This is a genomic window from Haloplanus natans DSM 17983 (assembly GCF_000427685.1).
Taxonomy (GTDB): domain Archaea; phylum Halobacteriota; class Halobacteria; order Halobacteriales; family Haloferacaceae; genus Haloplanus; species Haloplanus natans.
The window spans coordinates 410,046-425,480 of sequence record NZ_KE386573.1; the positions used below are offsets into that span (position 1 = coordinate 410,046).

Annotated in this window: 20 protein-coding genes and 1 pseudogene; 2 read left to right on the forward strand and 19 right to left on the reverse strand. The window is 62.9% G+C overall.

Translation table 11 applies throughout. The features are described from left to right. Positions 1-194: 194 nt before the first annotated feature. From HALNA_RS04495 to HALNA_RS04530, 9 genes are all read right to left on the reverse strand, one after another. Positions 195-1,397 (reverse strand): hypothetical protein, encoded by a 1,203-nt coding sequence (locus HALNA_RS04495; protein WP_084509900.1) that lies wholly within the window; start codon positions 1,395-1,397, stop codon positions 195-197. Between the two features lie 132 nt (positions 1,398-1,529). Next, complete coding sequence (locus HALNA_RS19810) at positions 1,530-1,670, reverse strand: hypothetical protein (protein ID WP_157573445.1); 141 nt, start codon at positions 1,668-1,670, stop codon at positions 1,530-1,532. Between the two features lie 112 nt (positions 1,671-1,782). Further along, entirely contained in the window at positions 1,783-2,193 is a 411-nt protein-coding gene (locus HALNA_RS04500; protein WP_245575992.1) for a DUF3368 domain-containing protein, read from the reverse strand. Positions 2,194-2,294: 101 nt separating this feature from the next. Further along, the gene (locus tag HALNA_RS04505; RefSeq protein ID WP_049937960.1) at positions 2,295-2,585 is read right to left on the reverse strand and encodes a UPF0175 family protein; all 291 of its coding nucleotides are present in this window, start codon (positions 2,583-2,585) and stop codon (positions 2,295-2,297) included. A 167-nt stretch (positions 2,586-2,752) separates the two neighbouring features. Next, complete coding sequence (locus HALNA_RS04510; RefSeq protein WP_049935193.1) at positions 2,753-3,241, reverse strand: hypothetical protein; 489 nt, start codon at positions 3,239-3,241, stop codon at positions 2,753-2,755. A gap of 2 nt (positions 3,242-3,243) precedes the next feature. Next, positions 3,244-4,218: a transcription initiation factor IIB gene (locus tag HALNA_RS04515; RefSeq protein ID WP_049935194.1), complete on the reverse strand. Its 975-nt coding sequence runs from the start codon at positions 4,216-4,218 to the stop codon at positions 3,244-3,246. Positions 4,219-4,452: 234 nt separating this feature from the next. After that, entirely contained in the window at positions 4,453-4,833 is a 381-nt protein-coding gene (locus HALNA_RS04520; protein WP_049935195.1) for a type II toxin-antitoxin system VapC family toxin, read from the reverse strand. After that, positions 4,830-5,093 carry an AbrB/MazE/SpoVT family DNA-binding domain-containing protein gene (locus HALNA_RS04525; RefSeq protein WP_049935197.1) on the reverse strand — a complete coding sequence of 88 codons (264 nt, stop codon included), beginning with the start codon at positions 5,091-5,093 and terminating at the stop codon, positions 4,830-4,832. The genes HALNA_RS04520 and HALNA_RS04525 overlap by 4 nt, the downstream gene beginning before the upstream one ends. Before the next feature lie 229 nt (positions 5,094-5,322). After that, positions 5,323-5,790: an SWIM zinc finger family protein gene (locus HALNA_RS04530; RefSeq protein ID WP_049935198.1), complete on the reverse strand. Its 468-nt coding sequence runs from the start codon at positions 5,788-5,790 to the stop codon at positions 5,323-5,325. 263 nt (positions 5,791-6,053) lie between these two features. On the opposite strand from HALNA_RS04530, the pseudogene HALNA_RS04535 reads away from it, so the two are divergent. Then, a pseudogene (locus HALNA_RS04535) lies at positions 6,054-6,605 on the forward strand (Cdc6/Cdc18 family protein); the annotation flags it as partial. 207 nt (positions 6,606-6,812) lie between these two features. Here the strand turns inward: HALNA_RS04535 and HALNA_RS20475 are convergent. The 9 genes from HALNA_RS20475 to HALNA_RS04575 all read right to left on the reverse strand — a co-directional run bounded on the left by HALNA_RS20475 (position 6,813) and on the right by HALNA_RS04575 (position 13,603). After that, entirely contained in the window at positions 6,813-6,977 is a 165-nt protein-coding gene (locus HALNA_RS20475) for a hypothetical protein (protein ID WP_169719008.1), read from the reverse strand. A gap of 216 nt (positions 6,978-7,193) precedes the next feature. Beyond that, positions 7,194-7,808: a class I SAM-dependent methyltransferase gene (locus HALNA_RS04540; protein ID WP_049935199.1), complete on the reverse strand. Its 615-nt coding sequence runs from the start codon at positions 7,806-7,808 to the stop codon at positions 7,194-7,196. A 145-nt stretch (positions 7,809-7,953) separates the two neighbouring features. After that, entirely contained in the window at positions 7,954-8,358 is a 405-nt protein-coding gene (locus tag HALNA_RS04545) for a DUF4864 domain-containing protein (protein ID WP_049935200.1), read from the reverse strand. A gap of 536 nt (positions 8,359-8,894) precedes the next feature. Continuing rightward, positions 8,895-9,248 carry a hypothetical protein gene (locus tag HALNA_RS04550; RefSeq protein WP_049935202.1) on the reverse strand — a complete coding sequence of 118 codons (354 nt, stop codon included), beginning with the start codon at positions 9,246-9,248 and terminating at the stop codon, positions 8,895-8,897. Next, the gene (locus tag HALNA_RS04555) at positions 9,245-9,601 is read right to left on the reverse strand and encodes a hypothetical protein (RefSeq protein ID WP_049935204.1); all 357 of its coding nucleotides are present in this window, start codon (positions 9,599-9,601) and stop codon (positions 9,245-9,247) included. Before HALNA_RS04555 ends, HALNA_RS04550 begins: the two co-directional genes overlap by 4 nt. Before the next feature lie 177 nt (positions 9,602-9,778). Beyond that, positions 9,779-10,990, reverse strand: a complete 1,212-nt coding sequence (locus tag HALNA_RS04560) for a mandelate racemase/muconate lactonizing enzyme family protein (RefSeq protein ID WP_049935205.1) — start codon at positions 10,988-10,990, stop codon at positions 9,779-9,781. 518 nt (positions 10,991-11,508) lie between these two features. After that, the gene (locus HALNA_RS04565) at positions 11,509-11,913 is read right to left on the reverse strand and encodes a PIN domain-containing protein (RefSeq protein WP_049935206.1); all 405 of its coding nucleotides are present in this window, start codon (positions 11,911-11,913) and stop codon (positions 11,509-11,511) included. Continuing rightward, positions 11,913-12,194: an AbrB/MazE/SpoVT family DNA-binding domain-containing protein gene (locus HALNA_RS04570; protein ID WP_049935207.1), complete on the reverse strand. Its 282-nt coding sequence runs from the start codon at positions 12,192-12,194 to the stop codon at positions 11,913-11,915. Before HALNA_RS04570 ends, HALNA_RS04565 begins: the two co-directional genes overlap by 1 nt. 569 nt (positions 12,195-12,763) lie before the next feature. Then, entirely contained in the window at positions 12,764-13,603 is an 840-nt protein-coding gene (locus HALNA_RS04575) for a hypothetical protein (protein WP_049935208.1), read from the reverse strand. 539 nt (positions 13,604-14,142) lie between these two features. Here HALNA_RS04575 and HALNA_RS21315 point away from each other — a divergent pair. After that, positions 14,143-14,274 carry a hypothetical protein gene (locus HALNA_RS21315; protein WP_281172096.1) on the forward strand — a complete coding sequence of 44 codons (132 nt, stop codon included), beginning with the start codon at positions 14,143-14,145 and terminating at the stop codon, positions 14,272-14,274. Between the two features lie 124 nt (positions 14,275-14,398). On the opposite strand, the gene HALNA_RS21580 is transcribed toward HALNA_RS21315, so the two are convergent. Further along, the gene (locus HALNA_RS21580) at positions 14,399-15,343 is read right to left on the reverse strand and encodes a cold-shock protein (protein ID WP_169719009.1); all 945 of its coding nucleotides are present in this window, start codon (positions 15,341-15,343) and stop codon (positions 14,399-14,401) included. Between the last annotated feature and the right edge of the window lie 92 nt (positions 15,344-15,435).

Sequence of the window (15,435 nt, forward strand, 5' to 3'; positions counted from 1 at the left end):
TGTGTCTTGACAGCCGACGCCACATCGTTCGGATCTGAGTACTTCCCTGCATAGCGACTGGCGCACCATCGGTGCCACGATTCCCCGGCGCCGATAGCGGCTACCGGCAGCTCACACCTGTCAGAAATAAAAACTCGGATAAAAATATCAGTACTGATATCGCAGTGCCGCTTACTGTTCGAGCCGTGGGAAAATCATTCTGTAGACATATCAAATCGCTCACGAAGCCGCGCTTCTCGCGCTTCGAACTGGCTCACCTGGTCGCGTAACTCGTCAGTGACTCGTTCGAGTTGTGCGAGCGCTGCTTGGCTCTCGATGCCGGTCTGCCCGTCGGCGTCAGTCTCGGCGGCCGCGCGGTCCGCGTACGTTCGTTGCACCTGCTCCAGCGTCGCTTCGGGGTTGAACAGGATGTCGTTGGCCGTCCGCACGTACCGATCGAGCGCTGTGCCTTCCTTCCCGGTGAAGGCGTGGGTGAGGGCGTACGTCGCCCCCGAGTGGAGCGTCCACATATCCGGCGCGAACGGATCGCCCGCGTTTGCCCGCGCATCGGTCGCTGCCTGTGTGGCGAGGTAGTCCGGGAATTCGAGCAGGCTGTAGAACTCCTCGAGATCGAACGGCACGCTCGTCAGATCGAGCGTCACGTCCTGTGCGTCCTCGATGAACGCCGCGAGATCGCTGCGAAGCAGCCCGACCTGTTCGAGGAGCTGTTCCCACCACACGTCGAAATCGGCCACGTCACCGACGTGTCTGACTGTCTCTCGATCCGTCAACGATCGAATTGAATTCGCACACGCCGTATCGCGGGCGAAGCCTTCGACGTACACCGCATGATTCCCGAAGAAATCGTAGCCAGAGGTGAGCCCCATCGTGATCGGCTCGCTCCGCTCCGGGAGCGTCACGCTGAGCCCGTCGAACATGATGTCCATGTGCACCTCGCCGCCACCCCGGTACTGCCGCATCTCGCCGAAGACGAGGTCACCGAGCGGTTGCCCCTCGTACGCCGTCTCGCGGAGGACGGCTTCGAGTGGGCTGTAGACATCAACCGGATTGATGATCGCGTACGACGATGTTGGGATGTGAAAGAGGGGATCGTCAGCGGCTTCACCGCCCCGCCCCGCAGCCGTGCCACCGTCCGTCGACGGCTGACGATGGTCGGCCTGTCGCTCCAGTCGACTCGGCTCCACGACGGCGCTGAACCGCTCCGTCGATACCCACTCGTCCGTGTAGGGATTCTTGTACGCCACCGTTGTCTCCGTCGCCCGCGGCAGTCGTCGCACCGCTTCTGCGAACGACACTGGGTCTGCGTCTGGCCGCGTTCGCTCGTACCACGCTGGCAGGCCTGCGTCTGTTCGGTTGTCGACACCACTGAATACCAGTCGCTCGTCTGGGTCGTTCATTCTCGAAGTCCTGCAGGCCCCCGATTGCAGGCGCCTGCGCCCGTCGCAGGCGCCACAAAACCAGACCGTGTTGGCTCGGCGGACGGGGTTCGCTGTCTTGCAGCGCGCTCTGATCAGGCAGAACGCCCGCATTCACTCCGTTTCGACGGCTATCCCGCGGATTTCGAAATGAGTCATCGTCGCTGTCAGGACCGACTTGTTGTGGACCGCAGCCACCGCTACGTTGGATGCACTGGAGACGCCAGCATTGGCGTCACTCCCTGCGTCGTCCATGGAAGCAAGCGATTCGTCCACTGTCCGTGCACTCGCTTCATCGATCTCGTTCCGGGGAATCCTCGCCGCTGGATGCGTCGAGAACGGAATCGGCTCCCTGTACGTTCCGTCGTCACTCGTACTCCTCGATCTTCTGAAGCAGTCTCGCGTAGAGATTCGGCGCACAGTACCAGCCGGCATCCACCATCGCATCGATCGTCGTCCGGGATTCCGCAGCCGTAAGCCGACCCTGTTGCAACAGACGTGGCACGAGATACGCTGTCCCCTTGGTTTCGAACCCTTCGGCTGCAGCGACAGCACGACCGTACTGCTCGTCCATCACCGCCGTCGCATTCGATTCGACAGCAATTGTGAGCACCGCCGCGTCGGCATCGCTGAGGCGATCGTTCTCTTGCAATCGGGCGAATCGCGTCTCATCCGCAACCGATCGCCGGTCGAGCAGGCCACCCACAACCGCTTTGTCGATCCGCCTCGCATCTGTGTGTCCACGCTCGACGCCGACGGTAACCACTTCGTCGTACACGCGGTTGGGCACGACACACGCTGTCGTAAGCCCGTCGAGAAATGCCAACCGCTCCACGGTTGCGAGATAAATGAGCGGCGTCGCGTGAAGACGTACATCGCTCAGAGCGACTCGATATCTTCAGCTAATTGATCACCTCCGACCCAGGTAATCTCGTGTTCTCTAGCAAGCTGTGCGAAATCCCAGACCGACATCTCCGCCAGTTCGGCCGCCCGACTGAACGTCACGTCCCCGGATTCCAACTTCTTCAGGGCACGCTCACGTCGCCACTGATCGGGTCCGTTCATGAGCAGCTTGCGGACGGCAGTACTTCGGTCGAGGTCCTCTGCTTCGAGATACGCCTCCAGGTCGGCCTCCAGATCGTCCGGGACGCGGGCGGATATCGTTCCAATAGTGTTTAGAATGTGTACAATAAATACAAAGCTTCCGCCGGTCGAGTCGTCGTCACCGGCCAGCGCGCGTCGCGCTAGCCCGATGTTCATACTGCCGGCTGTAAGTCAATCAAGATATTCGCCATCCCGGGATGGCGAATGTCTTGAAACAGTTACAGCCGACAGTATCAGTACCGCACCTCCGCGGGCACGATCCACACTGGGCCGTCCTGTTCCAACACCGCATCGAGGCGCTCGCGGTGCCGAATCCCCAGTCCGTACTGATCGTAGACGTAGATGGTCGGTCCCTCCGCAGCACCCAACTCGCTACACAGTCGCCGTATCCCATCGGCATCGCTCATGAGATCGAGCGACGAGTGAGCACGGAGCGCTTCGCATACCTGTTCCAATCGATCGAGAAACGCCGTCAGCGTCTCCGCCCATTGGCGTTCGAGGAGCGACGCGCCCGGTTCCGTTCGAACCGTCGTCGCACGTGGCCACGTCCCCCAGCGATCAGTGAGGGCCGGCGTGGGCTCTGCAAACGTTGTGTACGATTCGAACACGGGCTCACGCGCCCCCGCACCGACGAGTCGGTCGAACGTACAGCGACTGACGGAGAATGCCTCATCCCCGTCCGCGGCCGGCACGAGCGCCGTGACGAGCATCCGTTGGACCATCGTCACCGCCCCTCCGTCGTCGCCGTGCGTGACGACTCCACGTCGTGGAGTACCTCACACAGATCCTGCCAACCCTCTCGGAGCGTCACTGGCGTCACGTCCGCCACCGCTGCCAGCTCTTGTTGCGTCCAGTCCTGACCCTGCTCTCGTGTCGCGTGATAGAGACACGCCGCGGCGATCCCCGAGGGCTTTCGCCCGTTCGCCACGCCCGTCTCGACAGCGAACTCGGCGAGTTCGAGCGCCCGTTTTCGGAGTCGAGCCGCGACGCCCAGCGCAGAGGCGAACTTCGGAACGAAGTCACGCGGTGTCTGTGGCACTGCTGGCAGTCCGAGTTCGTCGTTGAGGACACTGTAGGCGTTGCGAACACGCTCCGTCGTGACTCGTGCGACGGCGCCGACCTCGTCGACCGATCGCGGCAACCCGGTACATCGACACGCTGCATGGACGCTCGCTGCCGCCACCCCTTCGATCGATCGTCCACGGAGGAGATCCGCACGCTGCGCCCGTCGAAACACCATAGCTGCTTGCTCGTCAAGGGAGTCCGTGAGATCAAGCACGCCGACGATCCGCGAGATTTCTTGGAGGCCGAATTCGAGATTCCGTTCCCGCTTCGAGCCGTGTCGTGCCCGGCGATGCTGGGTTCGCAATCGCCGCAGCCGACGCTGCCGCGCCCCATCGAGTTGGTCGCCCGTTCCGTCTCGGAACCGCCCGATTTGCGTCGTGAGGCCGCCGTCGTGCATCGTCGCCGTCCGTGGGGCGCCGATGTGTCGCGGATCCTTGTTCGACTCCGGTGCCGACCACGCTGTCGCCCCGTGGTCAATGTGATAGTCGTCGACGATCAGCCCACAGCCAGTACAGTGTCGTTCGCCACCGTCCGCGACCACGTTGCCATCGCACTCGGGACACGCCGCATCCGCGTCGATTGATCGGTCGGTCGATTCGTCGAATCCTGTCTCGTAGACATCGCCTGGATGCATCGATATTCCTGCGAGGCACGAATTCTTGCGCCCCGCACCCGTGGGGGGCGCGCATAACCACACCGGGCGATAGCCCGTTTTCTGTCCGTCGCGTCGTCCTATCGCCATCCGGCGTGGATGCGGATCGCAGGAGCGATGTCGCTGGCACGGCTCTCCCACAACACGACATGCCGCAACTCAGGTGACGGTCACCGACGGCTGCGCACCGTTGCGAACCGTTCTCATCGTGGCGAGCTACTCGGATGGTTGCTCCTCAATCGAGATCCGATCACCAGTCACCTCGTCAAAGGCCGAATCCGACGAAATAATTGGATCGGTATCGGCGTAGGCGACATGGTATGCGTCGAACGCGGTGAGGCCATACTGGTCCATATAGTCTGCCGCTTGGAAGAGCACCGTCTCGTCCTCCGGAACGGACGCAATCTCAAGCGTGTAGCTAAGTGCTTCCATTCGATCAAACTCGAATCGGTCGGAGATCATCAGTAACTCAAGTAGCGTTGCTCGCGACGTGTAGATCTCGCCCTCGTGCTCCGTCGCGATCGTCGCTGCTCGTTGCTGGAGCCAGTCGTCGTCCTTCACAAGTGCGATGAAAAAATCCGTGTCGGCGTAGATCATCCGCGCTCTGACTCCGTGACATCCTTGAGCGTGTCCTCGCGAGCCGCGTCACGAGCGTCTTGTTTTATTTCGGCGATCGATTTCCCTTCGAACGCATCGCCAACAGCCTCTCGAAGTCCCGCAACCGGGTCCTCTTGCAGCGGGATCAATTCAACTCGATCGCTGAGCTCAACGATCCGATATCGGTCCCCGTGCTTTTTCCGGATCTCGGATGGAATGACAATCCGCCCCCGATCGTCGGCCTCGGTTGTCTTACTCATGTTAGTCCCCTCTACCCGGAGAAGACACAAAAATACTCCCACAATTCATACGAAGTTCCCCGTGACGGCGTAGATGATTCCCTTCCGGCCGATTCGTCGACTCCTGTCTCGTAGACATCGCCTGGCTGCATCGATACTCCTGCGAGGCACGAATTCTTGCGCCCCGCACCCATCGGGGGCGCGCATAACCACACCGGGCGATAGCGTGCGTCGGTGCGCTCGCAGCTCGTCAGGCCTCGTCGTCGCCGGCGTCGACTGGAAGCGACTTCCGACCGGCGTCGACACATGGCCAGCAGGGAAGGCGATCGCCCGGGTGACACGCACAGTCTGCTGGCGCTGACTCCGTCTCACCGCCGTCGTCGGTGCCGGCGCCACTATCGACGTGATTGTTGGCCGTCCCGCCATCGGCTGCGACGGCCGCCTCGATCGCCATGTCGAGCACTTTCGATCGGATGGCGAGGCCGACACGGTGTTTGCACGCTCGCGCATACTCCACATCTGCGGGACACGTACAGTTGATCGGGAGCCCATCCGCAATCCCGATACGGTAGCTGTGGTTTTCGGGGTCCGGATAACTGTAATTTCGCACTTCGACGTACGGTGGCCGGATGAAGAAGGCGAGCGCTTCGTACTGTGCGCGTTTCAGGACGCGTGGCGAAACATCTAATCGGTCGAGTGGGTGTTGCTCACTGGCCATTGGAACACGCGGGGCCGGGGGAAGCGCCCCGCGCCCGTCGCGGGGCGCGCACAACCAAACCGGGCCGCGACGACAGCCCCCACACACCGCCTAGCGATCGGTCGTCCCCGTTTCCGGAAGTACTACACCCCGATCGGCACACCGCGCCAAATCGATCGCCAATCGCCCATCTACGCTCGGTTTACCGAGCCGAGTGCGCTCCTTTCCGGAAACGACGCGAGCACGTTTTATGAGCTGACGCGAAAACAGCGAGCTACGAGCAGATGATCCGCGATGCACGTGTCCTTCGGGCTGGCTTCGTTCCGCGGGAAGTCGAGCATCGCGACGCCGAAATCAACCACCTCTCTAGCGTCCTCGAACCGATCACGAATGGCGACCCCGCCGACACCGCCCTCGTCACCGGTCCCAGTGGCGTGGGCAAGACCTGTATCTCGAAATTCGTCACCGAGCGACTCCGTGAGGAGGTCCTCGACATCGAAGCCACCTACGTTAACTGCTGGCGCAACTACACCCGGTTCCGGACGCTCTACCATATTCTCGACGACATCGGGGCGACGATCGACATCCATCGTCAGTCGACGCCACACGACGAACTCATCAATCGACTCCAGCAGTACGATGGCTCCCGAACCGTGGTGATCCTCGACGAGGCCGATCAACTCGAGGATCCGAGCGTCATCTACGACCTCCACAGCCTCCCGCAGTTCGCGATTATTTGCATCGCGAACACGGAAGCGGAGCTATTCAGCCGCGTCGATGACCGGTTGGTAAGTCGGCTCCGCTCCAGCGAGCACGTCCGGATGGACAAGTACCACGGCTGAAGGGACAAGCCGGGATCGGACGTATTCACTCGCCGATACGAGGACATCAACTTGACCCGCGCAAGCACCGCCATCTCTCGCTAGATTGCCCACTCGCGAGCGAAGCACGTCGGAGTCAGCAGCCGCTCTGACCGGTGACTACAGGGCACCGCTGATCGAGCCGCCAGTCGCGACCGTACGGGTGAGCTGACGACCTCGCTCTCACGGTTCACTATCGGAGTCGTCGCGTCGCGAAACGACGATGCCCGCGACGAACGACACCACCCCTAATCCGATGAGACCGATGGTAAGCCCTCTGCCGGATAACAGCAGTCCCGCGCCAACAAGTACCGCAGCAGTTGCGTGGAGTATCGCCGTCGGGTTCATACCGATACGCAGGAACCGACGAATAAAAACGAGTCGGGGATGCTGCGGAACGGACTGATACACGCCCGATCCCGCTGACTCCAGCCTCCGGGGCTGCACTACCATCCGGACTCTGTCCGAACCGGGTGGTTCTTCGGTCTCCTGGGAGCGCTACTCTGATCCCAGTGCGACGCTCGGTGCATGCCGGTCGACGTGCTTCGCGCAGCCTGTTTCAGCTCAATGAGCCGTCTCTGACCGCCCGACGACGGCGTAAAATGGATCACCCACACCGTCGTCGGCGATCCGATCCGTCACGGTCAGGCCACCGGCGCGTAGATACGACGCGACCAACTCCGCTCGCTCGGCCATCGACGCTGTCCGCCACGCTCTGATGGCTTTCGTCGGAAACATCCGGTTCGTGAAGCTCACGACGACCGCCCCGTCACCGTCGAGCACGCGGCCGAATTCCCTGAACACTGCTTCGGGGTACTGCAAGTACTGTACGGAGAGGGCACAACAGACCGCGTCGACGGCGCCATCATCGAGCGGCAGTGACTGCTCCGCGTTGAAATCTTGGACGAACCACTCGTCATAGCGGTCGTTCGCAGCGAGTTCGTCCGCGTTGAGGCCATGACCGACGACGTGACCGAGGTCCGTCTTCGGGAAGTGTGCCACCCAACTGCCCATCGCATCGAAGACGCGATCGCCGGGGTCCAGTATCTCGCCGTACAGCGCCGTCAACCGCTGGCAGAACGCATCGTCAGCATGCGTCACGTACCGAGGCCTGTCGTAGAAGCCGCCGTCGTCGGTGTCGTCTCGCTTCCGACGCCCCGCTGCCGAGAGTACGTCCATCAATTCAGAAGACGGGCTGCATCCACATCAAAACCGTGCGCGTGGGCTGTTGCTTCGACTATGGCGCCACTCACGGCCGAGTCGGCTACAGAGAATGCAGGAGAGAGCCCACGACTTCAGTCGTGGGGGGAAGTCAAGATGGCGCTCACACGACGAGGACGCGATCGGTCAGCCAGCAGCCGTCCAGCGGCCCGCCCGATTGCTTCGAGACACCGAACCGGTAGGTGACCGTCCGGCCGTCGGGTCCGGTGAGCGTTACGTGCTGGTCCGCACGCGACCCCTGCCGTTCGAGTGGCCCGCTGACAGCGTCCTTGTGGTCGATCAGTGGCGCGTATTGGGGACTTTCGACCATCCGGACGAACCGATCAAGTGGCCCTGTCTGCCGGCGATTCGCGGGTGACGCGAAATTGTACGCCGTTTTGATGCCCGCGTTGGGGATCGGATCATCGTTGTGCGCGAGCGCTTCGAGCTGGATGCCCACGACACGCTCGGGACCGTACGACGGGTCCGGCGTCGGGACTCCCTCAATGGGATACGCCGAGTCCTCCATAGCCACGACAGGGACCGGTAGGGCATGCCCTTGTTGCCCGACCGCTGGGCAGCAGCCCGAACGGGGTCCAACCCACAACATCTCACTTCCCGGCACTCCCCTCGGAAGCACCTCTTTCAGGCGTCAAAATCGATGACTGCGTACCGATCGGCCACGCCGCCCACCTATTCCCTGGAATGCAGAAACGACACGCCGTCGCTTATTGGCTTCGGCGACTAGGGCCTCACCGTTCATCCGGGCCAGGACATTCCGTACGTCGTCGTTGACGACGACACAGCCTCGCGAGAGCGCGTCGCCTTGCCCCACGAGGAATCGACACGTACGACGCCTGCCGACTACGAGACGCCGGTGATCTGCGCCGTTGAGAGCAACCTCTCGCCACTTGGTTGGGATCAGGAAGATATCCGGACGACCCTCCCTGCAACGAGTGAGATGAAGCTTGCGGCCTTTGGATTGCCGGTAGAGTGAGTACCGAGGGATCGATCGGTCGAGGGACAGTGTGAGACAGCGCCCACCGTTCCAAGCCGTGCAGCAAGTCACAGATAGTCGACGAGTGTCTCGACGGCCCGGTCAAGCGGTCCGTCACGGATTCGGCACACGTAGTCGGTCATCAACACCGGTTTGAGCGATGCCACGGCGTGCGGAACAATTGCACTCCCTCGCGGTGCCGTCCGATGGCGATAGTCGTCGGTGTCGAGGGGGATCCGCTCGTCGTACCACGTCCGGGTCGTCAATCCCATCACGACGTACTGTTTCTTGTCAAACGGATGTGATTCGGTGTTGATGACGACCCACGGCCGCGTCGCGTCGGCGTCTGATTTGAACGGATCCGGTGCGAGGACGACGTGGCCGCGCTTGAGATCGTCAAATGTCGGCGCTGGATCGCTCACGATTTCGTTTCATCCGCATCCGCATCCGCAGCGGCCCGCAACCACTCCTCCCGACTCTCCGCCCCGAGTGTCTCGTTGAGGAATTCGACGGTGGAACTGAACATCATGGCGTCCTGCACCGCTTCGATGTCACCGATCGCCCAGTAGGGTTCCTTGTGTCGCACGAGTCCCCGCTCCTTGAGCCGATTCAATACTGGATGGATCGAGTTCTCGTTTACCTCGGTCGCGTCAGCGATTTCGACGGCCTTGTAGGCCTTCTCACGATTCTGGGCGAGGAATCGCACGACACGCTCCGCGTTGGTGTTCCGGGCGTCCGCGTCGTGTGATTCGAATTCGTCGATGCTGATCGGCATAGTAGCAATTTTGCTTTATTGACATAAAAATGTATGTCTATATGTGTGTACGCGATGGTCGCACCGGCAACTACCAGCGCCGCTGATAGCTGCGGACGGTGCTCGACTGCAGGACACGTCCGCCGCTGCGTCGAGGAGTGTAAGCAGAAACCCGTTCTCGTCACCACCGTAGCGCCCTCAGAAGTAGTCGGTGCCATCGAGTACGTGGTCGCGGGCTACGTCCTCATCGAGTTCGATGCCGAGACCGGGGTCGTCCGGGACGGTGATAGACCCGTCCTTGATCAGTGGGTCGCCGGTGTGGAGGTCGTCCCACCAGTCAACCTCAAGGGCGTGGTACTCCAGTACGTCGAAGTTCGGGATCACGGCCCCGAGGTGGACGCAGGCCATCGTCCCGATAGGGCTACAGACGTTGTGCGGCGAGACGGGCATGTAGTTTTCCTGTGCGCGATCGGCGATTCGCATCGTCTCGGCGAGCCCGCCCACCGTGGTCGGATCGGGCGTGATGATGTCGACGCCGTGGTTGTAGATGAGTTCGGAGAGTTCGTGGACTCGAAAGCGATTCTCGCCCGTTGCCACGGGAGTCCGCGTGTCTTTCGTTACCTCGATCTGAGCGTCCATGTTCTCCGGCGGGATCAGATCTTCCAGCCACATGAGATCGAAGTCCTCGAGTTCGTGTGCGAGGCGCTTGGCGCTCTCGACCGAGTAATCCCAGTGGCAGTCGAATGCGAGGTCGATCCCGTACCCGATCTCCTCGCGGACGGCGGCGACGATCTCCCGCTTGTTCTGGATCACCTCGTTGGTGAGGCGACCGTTGGTTCGGTCGGGAACGTTGTCTTCCGGCAGGTCGAGATCGAATTTCAGCGCCGAAAAGCCCATATCGACGACATCCGCGGCCGCCGCCGCGTAGGCGGCCGGCGAGTAGGCCGACTCGTCGGCGTACGCGGTTGCGCCGTCCTCGACGTGGTAGGCCTCGCCGGCGTGGGTATCACAGTAGATTCGCACCTCGTCTCTGTACTTCGAGCCGAGGAGTTCGTAGACCGGCAGGCCAAGGATTTTCCCGGCGACGTCCCAGCAGGCGACTTCGATACCCGAGGCGGCCGTGACGACCTTGCCCGTCGTGCCGCCGTGACCCGACATCTCTTGAACGATCTGCTGGACGATCCGTTCGGGATCGAGCGGATTCTCCCCGATGAGGAACCGGTTGGTGTACTCCATGAGTTCCGGCACCCCACCGCCACGGTACGATTCACCGATGCCGGTCACGCCGGCGTCGGTTTCGATTTTGACGAGATTCCACTCGAAGTTCCCCTCAATGACGCAGGGCTTGATGTCGGTGATCGCTACATCGCGATCCGTGGGCCGGGTCGCGTGGTTGCTGTAGTCTCTCATGATCAGTTCTTCTCGTCGTTGTCGTGGGAGCGCCCGCGCTATTACTCCTTCTGACTAACTGACTCCACCGAGAGGGCTAGAGTGGACCGAGACTGCCGAGTCGACAATTCCGTGGGCTACAGGCCTCACAGGAGGGGCACATGGGTCGTCTGCGAGACGGGTTCCGACAGTCCGCAGCGCCAAGTGTCGGACCGGCGAGTTGATCCCGCTGTAGTCTGCCAATTCTCTCTACTGACGGTCGTGGCTGCGCGCGCAGCGACCACAGGGAGCGAGCACGGAGCGGAGGGTGGGGAGGTGGGGTCTGGGTCGGTTCGGCGTCCAATAAAAAAGAGGGGGAGCGTTGACCTACGCGTCCCACCACCGCCCACGATCCGGGAACACCAGCTGGCTCGTCGACGTGAGCGTCACGGACCACCGCCCGCGATACCAGCTCACCTTCGCCGCGCGGAACCGCACCCGTTCAGTACGTCCCTCCGGAAACAATCCGGACGCGAATATTGCCCGCCGCTCTCTGCGAATCAGACGCCGTCGTCGCGGAACCGCCGTACGTCCACGTCGATCCCATTAAAATCGTCGTCCGCGCCACAATACGCGACGGCATCCTTCTCCATCGCCGTTGCAATGGTGAACACGTCACCGAGTGCGATTCGGTGGGCCTGCTTACACGCGGCTGCCCGCTCCCACACGGTCTCGGCGGTGACGACGTCGAACCAATTTCGAATTCGGCTGACGTACTGCCGGGCGGTCTCAGGATCGTCACGGCCACACACGTAGCGAACCTCCGTACACGTGACCGTGTTGATCCACCCCTGGACGTGCCCACGCTCGACAGCGTCGATGACTCCCTCGACGGCGTCGGCGCCGGGCTCGTCCCAGTAATACGCGATGAGGGGTTCGGCGTCGATGGCGATGGCCTCGTCCATCAGTCGCGCTCCAGCCGACGGGCTCGCTCGGCGTCACGCGCACGCTCTTTTTCGAGGATCTTAGTGCCGCTCGCGTCGGTGGCCGCTGCCCCGCGGAACTCCCGCAGCGTCGGTACTGGTTCGACCACGATCTCTCCCGCATCGTTTTCCCTGATCCGGACTTTCCCACCGGGTTCGATACCGTGCTTCTCACGCAGTTCCTTCGGGATGGTCGCCTGCCCCTTGCGACTCAGGGAGACGATCTGTCCCGTTTCGTCGTCGGGATCGTTAGTTGTACTCATATATGTTGTACTATCTCAAGTAGTACGCAAAAACGTGTCGTCGGTCGGCTCGGGGTCCGAATACTGTATCACTAATACCGCCTTACGGCGGGTTTGAGACGCGATTCAACTACTCGATATCGTCGTCTTCGTACGTTGCCCGCCACATCGCGTGGACAGCACGCGTCACAAGTGAGACTTCGGTCATGTTGATACAGCACGGGTTGGCGGCTGCCGTGGCTGTATCGGGTAGGGTGTGGAAGTGGACCTCGACACTCTTGACGACGACTAACGTGCTTCAATCTCGTCGTGGGTTGTCTCCCTACTGCAACGTCGCGGGATAGCATACAGGCTTTCACGTCCCACGGAGTTCCAATCCCGTCGTGGGTTTTTCTTCCTACCGCAACGCTTGAGGCGGGTCGCAGAACGGAGAAAACCCGAAGCGGGATCGTATTTAACCGTCGAAAGCAGTCCAAAAGGTCGTGGCTGCGCGCGCAGCGACCAACGGGAGCGAGCACGGAGCGGTGGGTGGGGTGGTGGGGTCTGGGCCGGTCCGGCGTCGAATAAAAAAGAGTGGGTGCGTCGACCGACTATTCCCACCACCGCCCGCGATCCGGGAACACGATCCGGCTCGTCGACGTGAGGGTCACGGACCACCGCCCGCGATACCAGCTCACCTTCGCCGCGCGGAATCGCACCCGCTCGCCCTCTCGCACCGTGGGGAGTTGGGATTTTTTGAACACGGTGAACTTCGTCCGCGCCGTGTCGTCACCGATCAGTCCGGCCTGTTGCACCGAGCCGTTCGTTTCGAACAACGTCTGCACCTCCCCTTCGATGCTCACTTCGCCCCGATCCACCTCGGGCACCGCCTCGATCGGGATCACCCGCCCCGGCGCCAACTGCTCGGTTTCGGCCACCTGAATGACCGCCTCGAACAGCTCCCGCCCGGCCAGGACGTGTTCGGCCAACTGCCGCCCGATCGTCGCCCGCGACAGCCGCCGACTCGACCCCAGGCGCTCGCACAACCGCTGCGCCTGCTGGTTCACCGCCGCCAACTCGTCCTGGGACAGGAACTCCCGTGCATCGACCAACTGCGTCTGTGCATGCCGCGTCCGGGCCTGTTCGCGCACGACCTGCCGCGTCCGGGCCTCCCGATCCGAGTCCTGCCGATCGTCGATCCGGTGTCGTGTCCGTTCGATCTCCCGCTCGCGCGCCTTCAGCTTCTCCTCGTCCGCGAGCGTCTGCCCGAACAGCCGGTCGTCGACCCACTCGTCGTCCGCGTGGTCGACCTTCGCTTGGGTGTCTTGCTCGACACTTGGCCGGAGCTCCGGGGTGTCGTCCCGCTCCGTGGCCGCCTCGCGCCGCTCGCGTGTTCGTTCGATCTGTTCGTCGACCCAAACCTCTTCAGCGATAGCGTCCTTATCTGACATTGGTCATCCCTGACCACGGCGCTGCACGGCGCCCACCCACCGCGCCCTAACGCGGTGGTTTCTGACGGACCTGCCCGCCAGACATGACTGCGCGCGCCGCTCGCGCCGTAGTGAGCGCCCGTATGGGCGCGAGCGGCGCGCGCCGACGGGCTGGCCGAGCAACCAGCCGCGCGCGCCGACCCGCCCAGAGCGAGCGGCCAGCGGAGTCCCCGTTTCGCCCGCGACGCAACCACGTCCGTCGCGGGGCGAAGCGTCCCGGAAGCCTCCGGAAGTCCGGGACCGAAAGGGGAGACCCGCTGGCGCGAAACCAGACGCGAAGCGACGTGAGAGCGCGAGCCCATTCGGCGAGCGCGTGGGTCGTGAGCACGGCGGGCCGCCCGGTGGCCCGCCGCGCGCAACGGCCCCGAACGAGCGGCGCAGGCCCGGACCGACGCGCGAGCGCATCGAGCGAGCGCGTCGCAGCCCGGAATGGTCGGTCGCGAGCGAAGCGAGGCGCGACGGTAGGAGCGCCTCGATGTGAACGGCGACCGGAGGGAGCCGTGAGCAAGCGGAGGGCCCGCGAACAGCGTGAGCGGGCCGTGTCGGTGAGCTTGCTCACCGACCGGTGGCAGCGGCGCGCGCGGCGTGCCGGGTTGATGCCCGCCTACACAGCCACCGTCGGGTGGGACTGAACGGGGCCGTGCGCTCGCCAGCCGAGACGACGCAAGCACCACCGGCAGGCGGCGCGCAGCGAGTCGCAGGCGGCGAGCGCACGGGGGCGTTCACATCACCGCCAGAACACTGCCACCACGCCACTCACGTATCTTTCGACCACTGCGCCCGGTCGCTCGCGAATGGGCTCTCCCTCCGATCCGGAGGCGTCCCGTTGCCCCCTCGGGAGATGTTGACCGCCCGGAACCCCTCGTTCGTCTCGATGACGTCGAACTCGAGGACCGTCTCCTCCTCGCAGTCCCCGCCTGGAACGTCGCTAACGTGGAAGAAGACGTCCGCGTCGTCAAGAGCCGGCGTCGATATGAAGCCGTACCCGTCGCTATCGTAGTGGACGACGGGGCCACTGGCGCCGCGAACAACGACTGTTCGTCCCGTCTCCGATCCCACACACGTGAACGCGTGGGCACGCAACGCGCTCCGGGAGTCGAACTGGGCACCACAGTCGGGACAGCGATGCGTGGAGGGTGACGGCGTCCCGTTCGGTGGCGCAGTGTTTGGGTCACTGCTGGCTCCCGATCCGAGGTTAGTGCTGGTGTCGCCGTCGGGACAGGCTTCGAGATGCTGCGTCAGCGCGTACTCGGCGATATAGGTCTGCTGACAGTGCGGGCACTCGAATCGCGCGTCACTGGGTCGGGCAGGACAGTCGAGCCAGTGTGATCGCAACGAGTCTTCGCTTTCAAATCCCGTTTCGCAGAACTCGCAGGTAACCGCTGGCTCCGTATCGGTGGCCGCGTCGGCGTCCGTAGTGGCAGTCGCCGTGTGAGCGGTTGTTGTCCCCGACGGCTCGGCTGCCGAGTGCAATTCGGCTGCCGTGATTACCGTGCCAATCTGCTGTTTCCGTGCTGGTGCCAGCTCGTCCCCGATCTCGTGTAACAGCCACTGGAGCGACTTGACGGTTTGCGTGCTGACGGTTGCTGCAGGCGGGTCGTCTGCCGCTGCGACGAGCGCCTGACTGCGCTGGGCCGCCGCTTCGGTTGTTGGACGGAGTTGCCCCGCCAGGATCCCTACGAGTACCAGGCCGTCTGGCACGGTCTCGTCGGGCAGTGTGCCGAGAACGCGTCGAAACAGCGGGCGTGCTCGAAAGGTACACTGTGCGCTGTCGGCGACAACCGTCGACTCTC